General features: G+C 64.6%; 14 protein-coding genes. 4 read left to right on the forward strand and 10 right to left on the reverse strand.

The window, feature by feature from the left end; translation table 11 throughout:
• Nucleotides 1-52 precede the first annotated feature (52 nt).
• The 9 genes from QUW00_RS00665 to QUW00_RS00705 all read right to left on the reverse strand — a co-directional run bounded on the left by QUW00_RS00665 (nt 53) and on the right by QUW00_RS00705 (nt 10242).
• Nucleotides 53-913, reverse strand: coding sequence for a transporter substrate-binding domain-containing protein (locus QUW00_RS00665; RefSeq protein WP_289612481.1), 861 nt, complete (start codon nt 911-913; stop codon nt 53-55).
• A 130-nt stretch (nt 914-1043) separates the two neighbouring features.
• Nucleotides 1044-1775 (reverse strand): amino acid ABC transporter ATP-binding protein, encoded by a 732-nt coding sequence (locus tag QUW00_RS00670; protein ID WP_289612482.1) that lies wholly within the window; start codon nt 1773-1775, stop codon nt 1044-1046.
• Nucleotides 1776-2099: 324 nt separating this feature from the next.
• Nucleotides 2100-2543: a GatB/YqeY domain-containing protein gene (locus tag QUW00_RS00675; RefSeq protein ID WP_289612483.1), complete on the reverse strand. Its 444-nt coding sequence runs from the start codon at nt 2541-2543 to the stop codon at nt 2100-2102.
• A gap of 57 nt (nt 2544-2600) precedes the next feature.
• A complete protein-coding gene (locus QUW00_RS00680; RefSeq protein WP_289612484.1) occupies nt 2601-3803 on the reverse strand; it encodes a peptidylprolyl isomerase in 1203 nt (400 codons plus the stop codon).
• Nucleotides 3804-4020: 217 nt separating this feature from the next.
• Nucleotides 4021-5088: a peptide chain release factor 1 gene (gene prfA, locus QUW00_RS00685; RefSeq protein ID WP_289612485.1), complete on the reverse strand. Its 1068-nt coding sequence runs from the start codon at nt 5086-5088 to the stop codon at nt 4021-4023.
• A gap of 800 nt (nt 5089-5888) precedes the next feature.
• Nucleotides 5889-6653: an amino acid ABC transporter ATP-binding protein gene (locus tag QUW00_RS00690; protein WP_289612486.1), complete on the reverse strand. Its 765-nt coding sequence runs from the start codon at nt 6651-6653 to the stop codon at nt 5889-5891.
• Between the two features lie 3 nt (nt 6654-6656).
• Nucleotides 6657-7835 carry an amino acid ABC transporter permease gene (locus QUW00_RS00695; protein ID WP_289612487.1) on the reverse strand — a complete coding sequence of 393 codons (1179 nt, stop codon included), beginning with the start codon at nt 7833-7835 and terminating at the stop codon, nt 6657-6659.
• Nucleotides 7836-7991: 156 nt separating this feature from the next.
• Nucleotides 7992-8924, reverse strand: a complete 933-nt coding sequence (locus tag QUW00_RS00700) for a transporter substrate-binding domain-containing protein (RefSeq protein ID WP_289612488.1) — start codon at nt 8922-8924, stop codon at nt 7992-7994.
• Between the two features lie 421 nt (nt 8925-9345).
• Nucleotides 9346-10242: an aldose 1-epimerase family protein gene (locus QUW00_RS00705; RefSeq protein ID WP_289612489.1), complete on the reverse strand. Its 897-nt coding sequence runs from the start codon at nt 10240-10242 to the stop codon at nt 9346-9348.
• A gap of 132 nt (nt 10243-10374) precedes the next feature.
• Here QUW00_RS00705 and QUW00_RS00710 point away from each other — a divergent pair, with 132 nt between their 5' ends.
• Nucleotides 10375-11481, forward strand: coding sequence for a DUF1385 domain-containing protein (locus QUW00_RS00710; protein WP_289612490.1), 1107 nt, complete (start codon nt 10375-10377; stop codon nt 11479-11481).
• Nucleotides 11482-11565: 84 nt separating this feature from the next.
• Here the strand turns inward: QUW00_RS00710 and QUW00_RS00715 are convergent, their stop codons facing one another.
• Nucleotides 11566-13428, reverse strand: coding sequence for a zinc-ribbon domain-containing protein (locus tag QUW00_RS00715; protein ID WP_289612491.1), 1863 nt, complete (start codon nt 13426-13428; stop codon nt 11566-11568).
• Nucleotides 13429-13615: 187 nt separating this feature from the next.
• Between QUW00_RS00715 and QUW00_RS00720 the strand changes: the two genes are divergently transcribed.
• The 3 genes from QUW00_RS00720 to QUW00_RS00730 all read left to right on the forward strand — a co-directional run bounded on the left by QUW00_RS00720 (nt 13616) and on the right by QUW00_RS00730 (nt 16157).
• Nucleotides 13616-14065, forward strand: coding sequence for a low molecular weight protein-tyrosine-phosphatase (locus QUW00_RS00720; RefSeq protein ID WP_289612492.1), 450 nt, complete (start codon nt 13616-13618; stop codon nt 14063-14065).
• A gap of 590 nt (nt 14066-14655) precedes the next feature.
• Nucleotides 14656-15288, forward strand: coding sequence for a hypothetical protein (locus QUW00_RS00725; RefSeq protein ID WP_289612493.1), 633 nt, complete (start codon nt 14656-14658; stop codon nt 15286-15288).
• Nucleotides 15289-15359: 71 nt separating this feature from the next.
• Nucleotides 15360-16157, forward strand: coding sequence for a YARHG domain-containing protein (locus QUW00_RS00730; protein ID WP_289612494.1), 798 nt, complete (start codon nt 15360-15362; stop codon nt 16155-16157).
• Nucleotides 16158-16541: the final 384 nt, after the last annotated feature.

A 16541-nucleotide genomic window follows, 5' to 3' on the forward strand; every position in this document is an offset into this window, starting at 1 on the left:
GGCCGCGCGCCTGGAGCCTTCCGGCCCGGATGCGCGCGGCGCTCTCAAATCCTTAGAGGAGGTTCCAGGTCGTGGCTTCCTCATCGAGCCAGCCGTTGTCGAGCAGCTCGTTGACCGTCTCGTTGACGAGCTCGGAGAGGTCGGAGCCCTTCTTGGTGGCGACGCCGTAGTTCTGCTCGCCGAACTCAATCTCGGGCTGCAGCAGCTCCTTCTGGTCGTTCATGTAGGTGTTGAGCGTCGAGCGGTCCATGGCGAAGGCGTCAATGTTGCCGCTCTCGAGCGCGGAGTTGATCGAGGGGTAGTCCGCGTACTCGTTGAAGTCGGGCGTGGCGTCGATGCCCTCGTCCTCGAGCATGGTCAGGATCGCGTCGCGGGTCGTGGAGCCCTGGGACACACCGATGAGCTTGCCGTCAAGGTCGGCCATGGAGGACATGCCGGAGGACTTCATGACCATGATGCCGACATGGTCGGTGCGGTACGGATCGGAGAAGTCCCAGTCCTCGAGACGCTCGTCGGTGATGGTGTAGGTGGCGCAGACGATATCGAGGGTGTCGTTGTCGATGAGCGGGCCGCGCGTCTTGGGCGTCACGGTCGTGAACTCGACAAGCTTCTGCTCCTTGGCCTCCTCGTAGGAGACGCCGAGCGCAGCCGCGGCGATCTGATAGCACAGGTCGATCTCGAGGCCCTCGTACTCGTTGGTCTCGGTGTTGAGATAGCCGTAGCCAAGGACGTCGGCCTTGACGCCGGCGGCCAGCTTGCCGCGATCCTTGATAGCCTGGAGCTTGGACTCGGAAGCGCCGGACGAGCCGTTGCCGCTCTCGCCACCGCCGCAACCGGCGAGCGCGCTCACGCCCGCGACCGAAGCGACGCCGAGGCCGCAAACCTGCAGGAACTGACGACGTGACATCTTCATGATCGGTACCCCTTTCCCTGGTACGATGCCCGCGGCACAGGGCCGCGGCAAGTGTGCCAAAGGGCGTTGAGCCCTCGGCTGGCGGGCCCGCGCCCGCCCGGCGAACGGAGGTCCGCCGATGAATCAAGCGCTAGTGCAGGATCTTGTTGAGGAAGTCCTTGCAGCGCGGATTCTGCGGATTGGTGAAGAAGTGCTCGGGCGTGCCCTCTTCCAGGATCTGGCCGTCGTCCATGAACAGGACGCGGTCGGCCACCTGCTTGGCGAAGTTCATCTCGTGCGTCACGCAGATCATGGTGATGTTGTCCTGCGCGAGCTCGATCATGACGTCGAGCACTTCCTGGATCATCTCGGGGTCGAGCGCGGAGGTCGGCTCGTCGAACAGGATGATAGGCTGCTTGGTGCACATGGCGCGGGCGATGGCCACGCGCTGCTGCTGGCCGCCGGAGAGGTTCTGCGGGTACTCGCCGGCCTTCTGGGCCAGACCGACGCGCTCGAGCGCGGCCATGGCGATCTTGTTGGCCTCCTCCTTGCTCTTCTTCTGCAGCTTGATGGGGGCCAAGGTGAGATTGCCGAGCACCGTCATGTTCGGGTACAGGTTGAACTGCTGGAACACCATCGACGAGTACTTGCGGGCCATCTCGAGGTGGTTCTTCTTGGTCAGCGGCGTGCCGTCGATGATGACGTCGCCGCTCGTGGGCTCCTCGAGGAAGTCGACGCAGCGGATGAGCGTGGACTTGCCGGAACCGGAGGGACCGATCACGACGACCTTCTCGCCGGCCTTGACGGTCAGGTTGATGTCCTTGAGGACGTGCAGGTCGCCGAAGTACTTGTTCAGGTTCCGGATCTCGATCATGTCGGCCATGGGCGCGGTTCCTCTCTGTTTCTGCCACATCTCGGCCGCCGGCTTCCCTGTCGGGAATCATGCGACCGAGCGATCCTATTATACGGTTCTGCGCGCTCCGCGACGTGTGCGTGAAATCTGTCTGCGCGCGTGATAATGCTGTATAGACAGCAACTGACGCTGCAAGCGCATCGTTTGAAAACGGTGACACCCGGGCGTCAGGTGCGAATACTTTTACCCGAACGCGGCTCCATTATACACACCACCCTGCTGCAGCATTTGCAGGGCAAAACTGGAAACACATTGGTTACCGAGCCGAATCGTGCGGGCAATGCGCGTATCGCTTTATGCCAAACGCGCGCCGACCTCCTTGGCCGCCGCGGGCTTGTCAAAGTTGCCACCCGTCGCGGCGCCCAGCGCGCCCATGACGCGACCCATGTCCTTCTTGGTGGTCGCGCCCAGCTCGGCGATGGTCTTCTCGATGAGCGCGACGAGCTCGTCGCCGCCCACCTGCGCGGGCAGCAGGCTCTCCAGGATCTTGACCTGCTCGGTCAGGGTGTCGGTGCGCTCCTGGTTGTTGCCTGCCTTGATGGACATCTCGAGCGTCTCGCCGGTCTGCTTGATGAGACGGCGGATCTGCTTGTTGACGTCCTCCTCAGTCGCTTCGCGGCGCTCGTTGACCTCGACGTTTTTGACCTCGCCGATAACCTGGCGAAGGATGGACAGCCGGGTCTTGTCCTTGGCCTTCATGGCCTGGACCATCTCGTTGTGGAGCTGTTCGCTCGTCATGGTTCTTCCTCTTTCCTCGTGGGGCGGCCCGTGCCGCCCGCGCCGTTCGGATACCGGCTACTCGGCCGATCCGGCGGAGCCGGAGCCCGCGGCGCTCATGTCGACGTTGTAGGGGACATCCTCGGGCATGGGGTTGATCTGCAGGTCGGCCTCGTCCAGATAGGTGTTCCACCACTCCGTGTAGGCGCTTCCCTGCTCGTCGGACTTGATGGCGTCCGAGATGTAGGTGCGGATCTCCTCGGGGATCTGATCGGCCTTGGTGGCCTCGCCGTCCACGTTGAACACGTCCGTGCACTTGATGATGTGGTAGCCGTAGGTCGTCTCGACGATGCCGCTGACCTCGTCGGCACCCAGGCCGGAAAGCGCGTCTTGGTACTCGGTCACAAACGTCGTGAGCTTGTCCCAGCCCACGTCGCCGCCGTCCTTGGCCGACGCCGTGTCATCCGAGTACTGCTCGACCGCCTCCTCAAAGGTCAGCTCGCCCGACTCGATCTTGTCGAGGGCCTCCTGCGCAGTTGCGTAGGCCTGCTCCTTCTCCTCGTCGGTCGCGTCGCTTGCCACCGAGATCAGCAGGTTGGAGGAACGGCGGGCGTTGTTGAACTTGTCGGTGTTCTCGTTGAAGTAGGCGACAATCTCGTCGTCGGTGGGGTCCTCGACCGGCGCGACGGCATCGAGCAGCTTCTCCTGCGCGAGGTTGTTGCGCAGGCTCTCCTTGTAGCTGTCCTCGGTGTAGCCGAACGTCGCGAGCTGCTGGACGAAGGCGTCCTCGCTGTCATAGCTTGCTGTGGCCTCGTCCCACGCCTGCTCGACCTCGTCATCCGAGACGGTGATGTTGTACTCGTTCTGCGCGGCGGTCAGCAGGTACTGCTGGGCGTAGCTGTTGATGACCTGCTCGCGGTAGCTCTCGGGCGTCAGGTTGTTATCGGCCAGGTACTGCGCCCAGTCCGCATCGCTGTCGTAGCCGTAGGCGCTGCGCAGGCTCATGATCTGGTTGGTGACGGTGTCCTCGGTGATGTTGACGCCCTTGACCGTCGCGGCCACGCCGCCGGTCAGGTGGTAGCCCTCTTCCTTGGTGGTCTCGTTCAGGAAGCCCGAGCACGCCATCGTGGTGACCGACAGGACCATGGCGAGGCAGCCGATGGCCACGAGCACGATCTTCAGGCCCTTGTGCGCCTGCTCCTTGCGCTCGTGCTTCTGCTGCGCCTTGCTCTTGGGGCCCTCCGGCGCCGGATCGCGCTTGATGCGCGGGGACTTGTTCATGGCTAGCCATCCTTTCCGAAAGGTATTGGCATGTCGGCGCGTGCCGACGAATCGATGCATATTCTTCCGTATTCTTGCATAGAGCGCGAAGGGCCGCCAGCGCGCGCGGCCGAATACCGCCTATTACCACAGAGCGCCGCATGCGCGAAGGGGCGCCCGCGGCCTGCGAGCGCCCCTTCGGAGCATGCGATTCTTCGTGCGGGCGAAGCCGTGCGGCTTAGACCGCCTGCGCGAGCTTCTCGGCGCGGTCGGCGGCGGCGAGCGCTTCGATCACGGTGCTGAGCTGGTCGCCCAGCAGCACGCCGTTGTAGGTGGAGTTGAAGCCGATGCGGTGGTCGGTCACGCGGTCCTGCGGCTGGTTGTACGTGCGGATCTTCTCCGAACGGTTGCCGTGGCCGATCTGCGCCGAACGCTCGGCGCCCAGCTCGGCCTGCTGCTTCTCGAGCTCCATCTCGTACAGGCGGGCGCGCAGCATCTGCATGCAGACCTCGCGGTTCTGGATCTGGGAGCGCTGCTCCTGCGACTGCACCACGGTGTTGGTGGGCAGGTGCGTAATGCGCACCGCGGAGTACGTGGTGTTGACGCACTGGCCGCCGGGGCCCGACGCGCAGTAGGTGTCGATGCGCAGGTCGGCCTGGTTGATCTGGACGTCGATCTCGTCGGCCTCGGGCAGCACGGCAACCGTGGCCGTGGAGGTCTGGATGCGACCCTGGCTCTCGGTCTTGGGGACGCGCTGCACGCGGTGCACGCCGGACTCGTACTTCATGACCGAGTACACCTTGTCGCCGTTGACCTTGAACTCGATGGACTTGAAGCCGCCCGCGTCGCTGGGGCTGGAGTCGAGCACCTCGAGCTTCCATCCCTGATGCTCGCAGAAGCGCTGGTACATCTTGAACAGGTCGCCCGCGAAGATGGCGGCCTCGTCGCCGCCGGCGGCGGAGCGGATCTCGACGATGGTGTTCTTCTCGTCGTTGGGGTCGCCCGGGATGAGCATGAACTTGATGTCTTCCTCGAGCTGCGGAAGCTTGGCCTCGTTGGCGGCGATGTCCTCCTGCAGCAGGGCTTTCTCGTCCGGGTCGGTGGTCTCGCGCTGCATCTCCTTGGCGGCGTCGATGTCGTCGAGGGCGCCGATGTACTCGCGCGCGGCCGTCACCAGCGGCGTCTGATGCGCGTACTCCTTGTTGAGGCGCGTGAATTCCTTGATATTGGATGCCACCGAGGGATCGGAGAGCTTCTTCTCGAGCTCCTCGTAGGCGATGATGAGTTTTTCCAGCTTGTCGCGCATGATGGATTCCTTTACGGTCGGCGGGCATGTGTCCGCGCATGGACATGGAGCGGGATTGCGGGTCGCTCGGCGGGCGAGCGCTCTGCAGGCCCAGCTAGAACATGTCGAATCTGAGGTACACGCGCGAATCCTTTCTCTCGGCCATCTATCATACCCGGCTGGCGCGCGAGGGCAAGCGGCGGCGGGCTCTGGGCGCCGCATACCATCTCTAGCTGCGCAAAATGTTCACAGCGGCAAGTTAGCGACAACTTGGTGGCAGGTGCAATCTTGTCGCCGACGAGAAGATGCTCGGTTCAATCTTGTCGCCACGCCCGTTCACGAGCAGAAGCGGCGCGCGCCCCTTGCTTTGGAAGTGCTTCCTACGGCACCGCAACCCAAATCTGGACAATTTGTTCAGATATGAAGGTTTGGGAGGCCGAAAACGGACCGCAACCGTACCGCAGCATGCTTCAAGAAATGAAACCCGATAACTGTACATTTACTAAACGACATGTACGCATATTCTTATGATGCGCACTCACTGCCACTATCCGAGGACGGGCCGGATTCCCCTATATTCCAGGTCCGTAGACCTTCATATCTGAACAAATTGTCCAGTTTCGAAGCGAACAGTGGGGAAACGCAGCGAATCTAGCCTTGCTGACGAGCGACAAGAGGGAGCCGCGACAACTTGGCGGCAGGTGCAATCTTGTCGCCGACGAGAAAGCGCCGGGTTCAACCTTGTCGCGAAAGCGGTCCGCTTCCAAACGGGAGCGGACCGCCTCAGAGCGACAAGCTTGTACCTGGCGCCAAGTTGTCGGCTAGTCGTCGAGGTAGCGTGCGAGGAACTCGCGGGTGCGGGCGTGCTTGGGCGCGCCGAAGATCTCGGCGGGCGTGCCCTCCTCGGCGATGACGCCCTTGTCCATGAACACCACGCGGTCCGATACCGTCTTGGCAAACGCCATCTCGTGCGTGACCACCACCATGGTCATGCCGTCGGCCGCAAGGCCGCGCATGACCTCGAGCACCTCGCCCACGATCTCGGGGTCGAGCGCGGAGGTCGGCTCGTCGAACAGCATGAGGTCGGGCTGCATGCACAGGGCGCGCGCGATGGCCACACGCTGCTTCTGACCGCCGGAGAGGTTGGAGACGTTGGCATGGGCAAAGTCGGCGAGCCCCACGGACTCGAGGTGCTTCATGGCAACCTGCTCGGCCTCGGCCTTTTTCATCTTCTTCAGGGTCACGGGCGCCAGCGTGCAGTTGTCCAGCACATCCATGTTGTTGAACAGGTTGAAGCCCTGAAACACCATGCCGATCTTCTCGCGCAGGCGGTTGACGTCCACGTGCTCGGCGGCCAGGTCGGCGCCGTGGAACCACACGTGCCCGGCGTCGGGCGTCTCGAGCAGGTTGATGCAGCGCAGCAGCGTCGACTTGCCGGAGCCGGATGCGCCGATAATCGTCACGACCTGCCCGGGCATGATGTCAAGGTTGATGTCGCGCAGGACCTCGAGGCTACCAAACGACTTGCGCAGGCCCTCGATGCGAACCATGGGTTCGCGCGATTCAGGTGCGTTTGCGGTCGCCATGGCCTACTCCTCTCCCAAAATGGTCTGGTCCGACGTGCTGCCGAACGGCTCGGGCGTGACGTCGAAGTGGTGTGCGAAACGGCCGAGCAGCCACGACGCCGCAAGCGTCAGGATGAGGTACATCACCGTGACGATCAGGCTCGTCTCGAACTGCTTGTAGTAGATGCCCGACACGGTCGTGTTGGCAAACATGAGGTCAAACGTGCCGATGACCGACAGCACCGACGAGTCCTTGATGTTGATGATGAGCTCGTTGGACAGGCCCGGGATGGCGTACTTCACGCCCTGGGGGAACACGACCTTGCTCATGGCCTGCCACTGCGACAGGCCGAGCGAGCGCGCCGCCTCGGCCTGGCCGGGATCGACAGACTCGATGCCGCCGCGCAGGACCTCCATCATGTAGGCGGTGGAGTTGAGCGTGATGGTGACGAGGCCTGCCACAAACGCCGACCAGATGCCGTTGATCTGCGTGGTGGTGAGGTCGGTGGTGCGCAGGATACCGAAGACGCCGAAGTAGATGATCATGGCCTGGACCATCATCGGCGTGCCGCGCACGACGGTCGAATAGACCTTGGCGAAGCCCGAGCCCACAACCTTGAGGAAGCGCACGAAATCGTTGTCGGGGCGGTCGATGGTCTGGATGCGGCAGAACACCAGCAGCAGTGCCAGGAAAAACGCGATGATGGTGCCGAACACGGCGAGCTCGATGGTGGTCGCCAGGCCGGTGGCAAACGTGCCGCGTCCGTTCCACAGGATGTAGCACATGCTCTGGAGCATATCGTCGGCCGGGCGCGACTCGGCCGCCACGGCAACCTGCCACGCCGAGGCGACACCCATCACCACACGGTCGACGACGAGCACAAACGTCATGGCCCACACGACGTAGGACGCGTAGCGCAGCGCGCGGGCGACTGCCGGCTTGGTAAACGGCGCGCTCGCGTCGTAGGTCTTCCAGTGCGTGAGCTTGAACACAAGCGCGACGGCGCTCACGACGAGCCACGCCGCGAGCAGGTAGTACATCACGAGCTCGACCGTGAAGGCGCGGGCCAAAAAGCTCAGCGCGGGTCTCGGCTGGCTGGACAGCAGCATGCCGACACCGGCCACCGTGCTCGTGCCGAGCAGCACGTAGCGATGGTCGTCGAGGATGAACGAGGCCAGGCGGCCACGCCCTTTGGTACCCATGGTTTCTCCTTTAGTCCTGAGATGGGTAAGGCGCGCACCGGCCACATGGCCCAGGTGCGCGCCCCGAACGTCGATGGCGGGCGGAATCGTGCGGGTGCTGGCCGGCAGCCTATGCGGTAAGCCCGCTGCGGCAGACGCGGTGACCGCCCTTCCGCATTAGGCAGGCTGGCGATCCATGCACTCGTTCCACATCGTCTGGCGATCCTCCTCGGAGATGCCGGCGATGATCTCGTTAATCTGCTCGAGCACGGCGTCGTTGCCCTTGGCGATGGCCGCGTTATCGGGCATGACGGAACCCTCGAACTTGTCAGTCATCTCGAGCTGGACGAAATCGGGATAGGTCTCGAGCAGCTTGGGCACCGACAGCATGGAGTAGGTGATGATGTCACAGGTGCCGCTGGACAGGTTCTCGACCACGAGCGGCACGGTCTCGGCAGGCGTCATGTGGTTGATGTCGGGGATCTGCTCGATGACGTCGTCGTACATCGTGGCGGCCTGGCCCAGGATGGACGCACCCGCGAGCTCGGCGAAGGTGGTGGCGCCAGCGTAGGCGGAATCCTTCTTGGTGATCATGACGATATCGTCGTCAACGTAGGAATCGGTGAAGTCCGCGGACTCCTCGCGCTCCGGGGTGACGGACATGCCGGCGCAGACGATATCGATCTGGCCGTTGTTGAGTGAGTCGATGAGTGCGGCGAAGTCGAGCTTGACCGCAACGGCCTCCATGCCCAGACCGTCGGCGATGATCTTGGCGACCTGCACGTCGTAACCGTCGGCGAAGGCGCCGTCGACGTTGTCGATGGGAATGGTGTAGTCGGAGGCCTCGGAGACCTGCCAGTTGTAGGGAGCGTAGGCGGCCTCCATGCCGACACGCAGGGTAACGCCGTCACCCAGCGTGGCCTCGGCGGCATCGGTGTCGTCGGCGGCATCGGTGTCGTCGGTGCCGGAATCCTGGGCGGCGGGGCCGCAACCGGCGAGGAACATCATGCCTCCCACGCTAAAGGCCGAAAGGCCGGAGAGCTTGAGGAAATTGCGACGGGTCAGGCGGCTCGATGCGAGCTGCACATCCGCAGAGAGGTTCTTAGTCATGATGGTTCCTTCCGGTATGTTGTGTAAAACCCCTTCCGTACGACGCAACCGGAGGGGACCCATTCCCCTCCCCCTTGCAACTTAATGCGAGAAAGTTACGCGTACAAGTTGCCAGCATACTGCGCAGGTATACGAAAGGCCAGCGAAAAAGACCCGGAAACACGCACGTAACCGAATATCCGCCGCAAACGGGCAAGCGGCGCGGCAGCAGATGCCGGCAACCGGCGATAAGGTCCTCCGGATGGCGAGGGCGGATTGCTCCGTCAGCCCTCCGACAAAGGAGGGACAGCGCCCTCGTCGGCCTTGCTATCGATGCGCTTCACGCCGGCTCGCGACAAAGGGTGCGACACCGCTTTGCCGGGCGCAAAGCCCCGGAAACACGTCTCTTTTCCCGATTCCTTTTGAAACGTCCCGCGGAACGCTAGAGCAGGGTGATGGTGAAGGAGCGCTCGTCGGTGGCGCCGGGCGCGAGCAGCGTGATGTTCTCCTTGTGCTCGAGCACGTCATCCTCGTTCGTGTAGGTCGCATGCCCCGTCCAGGGCTCGAGCGCCACGAACGGCGCACCCGGCGCGGACCACACGCCCAAAAAGTCGAAGCCCGGGAAATCCATGCGGATGCCGTGTCCGCTGCGCGTCCCCACGAGCGACACGGTGTTGCCCGGCACGTGGTCCCAGATCATCGTGTCGTAGTCGAACAGCGAACGCGACAGCGGCAGCACGTCGGAGTTCTCGACCGTCAGGAAGGTGTCGGCCGGATCGGCCAAACCGCCCGCCACGATCTTGGGGCACGCGGCCGTCCAGGGCGCGGCGAAGCGGAACCCGTAGTCCTCAAACGTCTCGTCCGCCTGCTCGTCGCCCGGCGCCGGAATGTTGAATGCGGGATGGCCGCCCACCGAGAACGGCAGGTCGACCTCACCGGTGTTGGTCACGGCAAACGTCTGCGTGAGCGACGCCGGCCCGGTGAGCGCGTAGGTCATGTTGAGCGTGAAGTCATACGGATACGCCGCGCGGGTCTCCGGCGAGCTCGAGAACTCGTAGGTCACCGACGAACCGTCATCGCTCACGCCGACCAGCGCGTGCTCGTTGATGCGCGCCAGGCCGTGGCGCTCCATCCGGCACGGGCCGGCCGCGGACTGGGCCGCGTTGTCGCGCAGGTTGCCCACGATGGGAAAGAGCACGGGGGCGTGCTTGCCCCAAAATGCCGGATCGGCCTGCCACAGATACTCGCGCCCGTCGAGATTCAGGCTGGTGAGCTGGGCACCCATGCTGTCGATCGAGGCGGTGAGCCCGCCGCGCGAGATGGTGGTGATGGTGGACATGCGCGCTCCTTACCCTTGACGCATCTATGCACGGCTATAACTATACGCCGTCGGAGGTGCGTTTACGGTAAGCTTGTGCGCACTGCGCGGCGACGGGCCCGACGAGGCCGGCCGCAGCTCGAAGGAGGTCGCATGGCGCGAGACAGGCACGAGGGAATCGCCGAGGAAGGCGAGCTGTTCTGCACGCATATCGGCGGGTCCGCCACGCTCGAGGGCGTCATGATGCGCGGAAAGCTCAACTGGGCCGTCGCTGTGCGCTGTGACGACGGCAGCATCTACGTGGAGGAACACGATCTGCCCGATCGCTCGGGCCGCGGCGCGTGGGCCCGTTGGCCCATCGTGCGCGGCTGCCTGTCGTTTGCCGAATCCATGATCCTCTCGTACCGCGCGATGGACATCGCGGCAATCCATGCGTTTCCCGACGAGGTCGACGAGGCGGCTGGTGACCAGGATGCGGCCGAAGGTGCGAGCGGCGGCACGAAGGCGGACAGCTCGCCCGATACCGCGACCCAACAGGTCGCGGGCGACGAAGCCTCCGCCGACGACGCATCCCCGTCAGGCTCGGGCGCCGGCATGGGCCTCGCGGTCGCCATCGGCATCGCTTTGGGCGTGGTCCTGTTCATGGGCGTGCCGCTCGTCCTCACCAACCTGCTCGTCGGCGAGCTTTCCGCCGACAACGCGCTCACCTGGAACGTCGTCGAGGCCTGCCTGCGCATGGTCGTGCTCGTCGCCTATATCGGCGGCGTGGGCCTCATGCCCGACATGGCGCGCCTGTACGGCTACCACGGCGCCGAGCACCAGTCCATCCACTGCTTTGAGCACGGCCTACCGCTCACGCCGGAAAACGCCGCGAAGTTCTCGCGCCTGCACGTGCGCTGCGGCACCGCGTTTCTGGTCATGACCGTCGCCGTGGCGCTGATTCTGCACGCGGTGGTCCCGGTCGGCGCCTGGGCAGAGGCGCTTGGGCTCACCGGCATCGTGCGCACGCTGTTCGTGTTCGCCTCGCGCCTGATCATGCTGCCCATCGTCGCCGGGCTTTCCTACGAGGTCACCGTCAAGTGGGCGGGCGCCCATCCGGACAACCCGCTCGTGAAGATCGCCCTATGGCCCGGTCTGCAGATGCAGCGCCTGACCACGCGCCGCGCTGACGACGGCATGCTCGAGTGCGCCATCGAGGCGCTCAAGCGCGTCGATGCGCGCGAGCGGGCGGCGGGCGAAGCCGGCGACATCCCCGCATAACGACGCGCGCCGCTGCCGGAGCGCAACCCGGCAGCGGCGCAAAAGATCCATCTGAGACCGCGGGCGACGGGCCGCAAGGCCGCGCTATCGCGGGGTGATGGCGTTGACGACGTTCGCGCGCAGGTAGTCGTCGACCAGCTGGCTGTGAGCGTTACCGGTTTCGACGAAGTCGTCGCGCACCGTCGTATACGCGATGGCGCCGCCCGTCTGCAGGTCGACGATCTCGGTCGCCTCCTCCAGGCTGTAGTAGTCATCGGGGTCGGAAGTGGCCATCGAGTACAGCTCGGCGATCTTCGGCCCCCAACGCGTCGCCCAGACGCTCGCGTAGTGGCCCTGCCCGAGATCGACATCGCCCATACAGCTCGTGAGGTAATCGCCCCGATCGATCGTTGCGCCGCGCTGCACCTGGATGGTGCAGACGTCGAGGCGCGGATAGGCCTTGGAGCGGATGGTGACGGTGTTGCCGTCAACTTCGACCGTCACGCGGCCATCCCAGTATTCAGGCAGGTAAAGCTCATAGTTTGCGGCGACTACATGGCGCGCCTCGCGCGCGGCCTCCTCGGCGGCCGCAGCCTCGGCCTCCTCCTCGGCGGCAATCGCCTCGTCATGACGCGCCACGGCCGCGCTCCTCAGGCTGTCCGCGTCGGGAGCGCCCTCGTCCTCATCGGCCAAGGCAAGCTGGTAGGCAGCCTCGATCTGCTCATCGGTCACCTCGAGGGCGTCGATGGGCGCCAAGGTGAGCGACGTGTCGCCCGTGGCGTCGATCACAGCGTCGGCGTCTTCGGACGAAACGCTTACCTCGATCGCGCCGGAGGGCGGCGTGTAGATCGTTCCGTCCGCAGCGATCGGCGAGCCGGGGAACGCGAACTCGTATTCGCCTTGGCGAATCTCGATACCCGTACCGTCAGAGGCGACGTACTGGATCTCGTCGACCGCCTCGCCGTCCAGGTCCTCGCCCACGATGCGCACGGGAAGACGCGAGGCACCCGCCTTGGTATCCCATCCCTCGGCGATGATATCGATGGTCACCTTGCGCGGCGCGTGCGCCGCCTCCTCCGCAGCCTGCTGGGCAGCGACTTCCTGTTCGTGCTGATCGTGCAAGTACCAGCCGATGCCGCCGCCGATGAGCGCGAGCACGGCGAGCACACCGACGACGATGGCGACGATCTTGCCCTTGCCGCCGCGCTTGGCCGGCGGCTCGGGCGTCGGCGCTGCCGCGGGCATGGGCGCATAGGGCGCCACGCCTGCCGCAGCAGGTGCAGCCCCGGGCGTCGTCGCGGCGGGACCATAGGCCGAGGCACGCGCCATGTCGGGAACGGTGACGTCGAGCTGTCCTGCCGCGACGGCCGAAGCGGCGGCGTCCGCAGCAGGGGCGGGGGCACCTATGCGCGCGCCGCAAGAGGAGCAAAACGCCTCGTCCGGTTGAACCGGCGCGCCGCAAGAGGAGCAGAAACCGGCAGCCGGCGCGGCGGCGGGCGCGTCGCCCATCACGTTGTAGGTCTCAAACGGCGACGGGCAGTCCGGCGTCGGCGCGCCTGCAGCCGGGGCATCTTCGGCAAGCAGCGTCGTCGCGGCATCGTTGGGCTCCGCCGCGGTGAACGACACCGCGTTTTCCGCTAGCAGCGTGGTGGCCGCATCGTCGGGTTCCGGCGCCGCAAAGGACACCGCATTCTCGGCCAGCAGCGTCGTCGCGGCGTCATCAGGCTCGGACACAGGCACAGCGGAGTCCGCTTGCGGATCGGCGTCGTTCGAGGCGCCGCTCGCGAGGGACGCCCCGCAGGCCGTGCAGAAGGCGAACCCTTCCTCGACGGCGGCGCCGCATGCCGGGCAGACGGCAGACGGTGCGTCGGCTTTGGGCGCGACGTCTGCGCTCACCAATGACGAGCCGCAGGTTGTACAGAACAGCGAACCCTCGGGGTTCTCGGAGTGACAGGTCGGGCAGATCATCGTCTCTCCTCATCTTGTATGAACGAAAAACGGGGGCACAGGGTGCCCGCTGTCATTGTACGCCCACCGTCGAAGCACCACATTGCGCAACGAAAGACGGCTGACGGCGAGCGGCGGGCTGCGCCCCGTTGCCCGCGAAGCCCGCACATACCGTATGATGGGGTGCGTCGACCACGAAAGGACGCCCATGCAGCGCATACTGTTTATCTGTCACGGCAACATCTGCCGCTCCACGATGGCTGAGTCGGTCATGACCGAGCTTGTCCGGCGCGCGGGGCGCGAAGACGAGTTTGCGATTGACTCCGCCGCCACCAGCTACGAGGAGATCGGCAACCCGCCGCACTGGGGAACCGAGACCAAGCTGCGCGAGGTCGGCATACCGCTCGTCCCGCACCGCGCGCGCATCATCATGCGCAGCGAATACGACAGGTGGGACCACATCATATATATGGATGCCGAGAACCGCCGCGGCCTCAAGCGCATCTTGGGCAGCGACCCCGAGGGCAAGGTGAGCCGTCTGCTCGACTGGACCGATCGCCCCGGCGACGTGGCCGACCCCTGGTACACCGGGAATTTTGACGCGACCTACCGCGATGTCCTCGCTGGCTGCACCGCTCTGCTCGACCGCCTCTCCTGACAGGGGCGACGCGCGGAGCGGCCGCGACCGACGCGCTTGCCCCTCATCCAAAATCGAAGCCCCCGTTTACGGTTCGGCTTTAACGGGGTTCGCCGTATAGCGCGAAAAGGCGCAATATCGTTACCTGCAGTTTTGCCGGATTGTGAGGCTCGCCTACTCAGACCCCTTCCACAAAACCGAACCGTAAACGGGGGCATGCCCCCAGCGGAGGCGCCGGGCAGGATAGGTTGGATGGAACACGCCCCCAACCCCCCATCCAACCCGGGGCAAGATGGGTTGGGCGGAACACGTCCCCAACCAACCCCTCGAACACGTCCCCAACCAACCTATCGCAATACCCCCGTTTAGGGGACGGTTTTTATAGGGGACGTCGCGTAGACGGCCTTCCGGCGCCATTAAACCCGCAGGTAGACGTGATGCCCAAAATCGGTCTACTCGGGAGGCGCGCGCAAATCCGTCCCCTAAACGGGGTTTTCCTCCCCTCGCCTCCGCAACCAGAAGCGAAAGCGCGCCGCTTCGTCAAACGCCTCGCCTGGCGATTCACTACAATGGGGGCGTTGGAAACCCTGCCAGTCGAAAGGGTCCGAATAATGGGCAAGCGCATCCCCCTCTCCACCTTCATCGTTATCTCGGTGCTGTTCTGCATCGTCGCCGCCGGCGCCACGTACGGCATCTACGCACAGGTCATTGCTCCTTCGCAGTCCTCACAGGCCGCCGAGCAGGCAGACGGCGAAGCGATCACGGACGACGAGGATGCTGCAGATGCGTCCACGGATTCCAAGGATGACGAAAGCGCCGACGACACCACGTCGGACACCGAAGCTGCAGCAGACAGCGACAAGGACGCCGCAGCGGCGTCCAACGATGCGCAGGAAACCGAGCCCGCCGATACCGCCGAGGCCGCACAGGAGCCTGAACCGACCCACGCGTTCTCCTGCGAGTATTTCTACATCGACATGCCCGAAGGGGCAGGCACGCTTGAGGTTATCGACGCCGGCCATGAAGAGGGAGGCTTCATGACCTACCAGTTCGGACGCACCTCGGCCAACGGATCTGCCGGCGGTGCCATGGTCTATGTGGGCAACGAACCGCACACCGGCTCGACCACGAATCTCGGTACGACCTCAGAGGGCTATATAATCTCGGCAAGCGAGGCGGGCGCCGGCGTGTTCCAAACACCCGACAACCCGTATTCCTCCGGCGCCGTGCTCACGCCGCTGTAATTCCCGGCAGATCCGACAACGCCGAACGAATCCCGCTCACGCCCGCTACCTACCTGCGATTGGAACCTGACATGACACGTTTTTGCACCTCGTGCGGAGCTCCCGTAGACGACCAGACAGCGTTTTGCACCCGCTGCGGCGCGCAACTCGGCAGCCAGCCGACCGCGGCCGGCGAGCAGGGCAACGCGACCGCTGGCGCCGAGCAGATTACCGCCGAGCCTCAATCGCCGACGACGGCGCCCATGCCGAGCCCCGCGCCCGCCGCAAGCAGCGATGCGCCCGGACCCCATCGCAGGACCGTGCCCGTCTACGCCCTCGTCGTCATGATGGCATCCGTCGTCGCGGTATGCGGCGTCGTCCTTGCGGTACTGGCGCTCCACCCCTTGGGCGCCAATCAGGCCACCCAGCAGGAAGCGACCGAGATCCGCGTCATCGAGCCCGAAGCCAAAGATGAGGCCGACGACGATATCGAGATCGTGGAAAAGCAGGTCGAACCGGCAGAGGAGCCCGCAGAACCCGCGCCCGCCGAGCAAAGCGAGGCCCCGGTGCAGCAGGAAGAGCCGCAAGCACAGCAGCCCTCCGCTCCCAACAACTATTACGTATGCCCCGATTCGGCCACGCACGTGTACAGCGACAACGAGCTCTACGCTATGTCAGCCGACGAGCTCGAGCTGGCGCGCAACGAGATCTACGCCCGCTACGGACGCGGGTTCAGCACTGACTACCTGCAGGCATACTTTGATTCCCAAGCGTGGTACACGCGCAAGTACAGCCCGGAGGAGTTTGACGCCATGGCCAGCCCGCTCAACGCCACCGAGCAGCAAAACGTCGACAACATGCTCCGCGTGGAAAAGGACCTGCGCAACTAGCGGGCTGCGCACCAAACAAAACCAGCACACCGCTGCACGCGAGTCCTCGAAGCGCTTTGCGGCGTGCTCACGCGTCCACACGACCCCGTTTCGGCGCCACATCTGAGCCGCCGGGACACTACCCCCGTTTAGAAGACGGTTTTGCGGCGGCCTGCCAAGTAGCGCTAAAACCGCCAAGGCTCCCACCTGCGGTTTCTATGCAGCACAAGCTCCTTATACGCGCGGTGCGCCGCCAAAACCGTCTTCTAAACGCATGTTTTGGTTTCCCGGTGCCAAACTGCAGCTTGATCATCGATTGAAAGCGCCGCGGCACATGGCCCACCGCCTCGGCAACGCGACGCACCTCGCCGTTCCCGGCAAGCCGCAACACTCCGCCCGGACCTG

It is taken from the genome of Collinsella tanakaei, from assembly GCF_030373545.1.
In the GTDB taxonomy this organism is placed as follows: Bacteria; Actinomycetota; Coriobacteriia; order Coriobacteriales; family Coriobacteriaceae; genus Collinsella; species Collinsella tanakaei_C.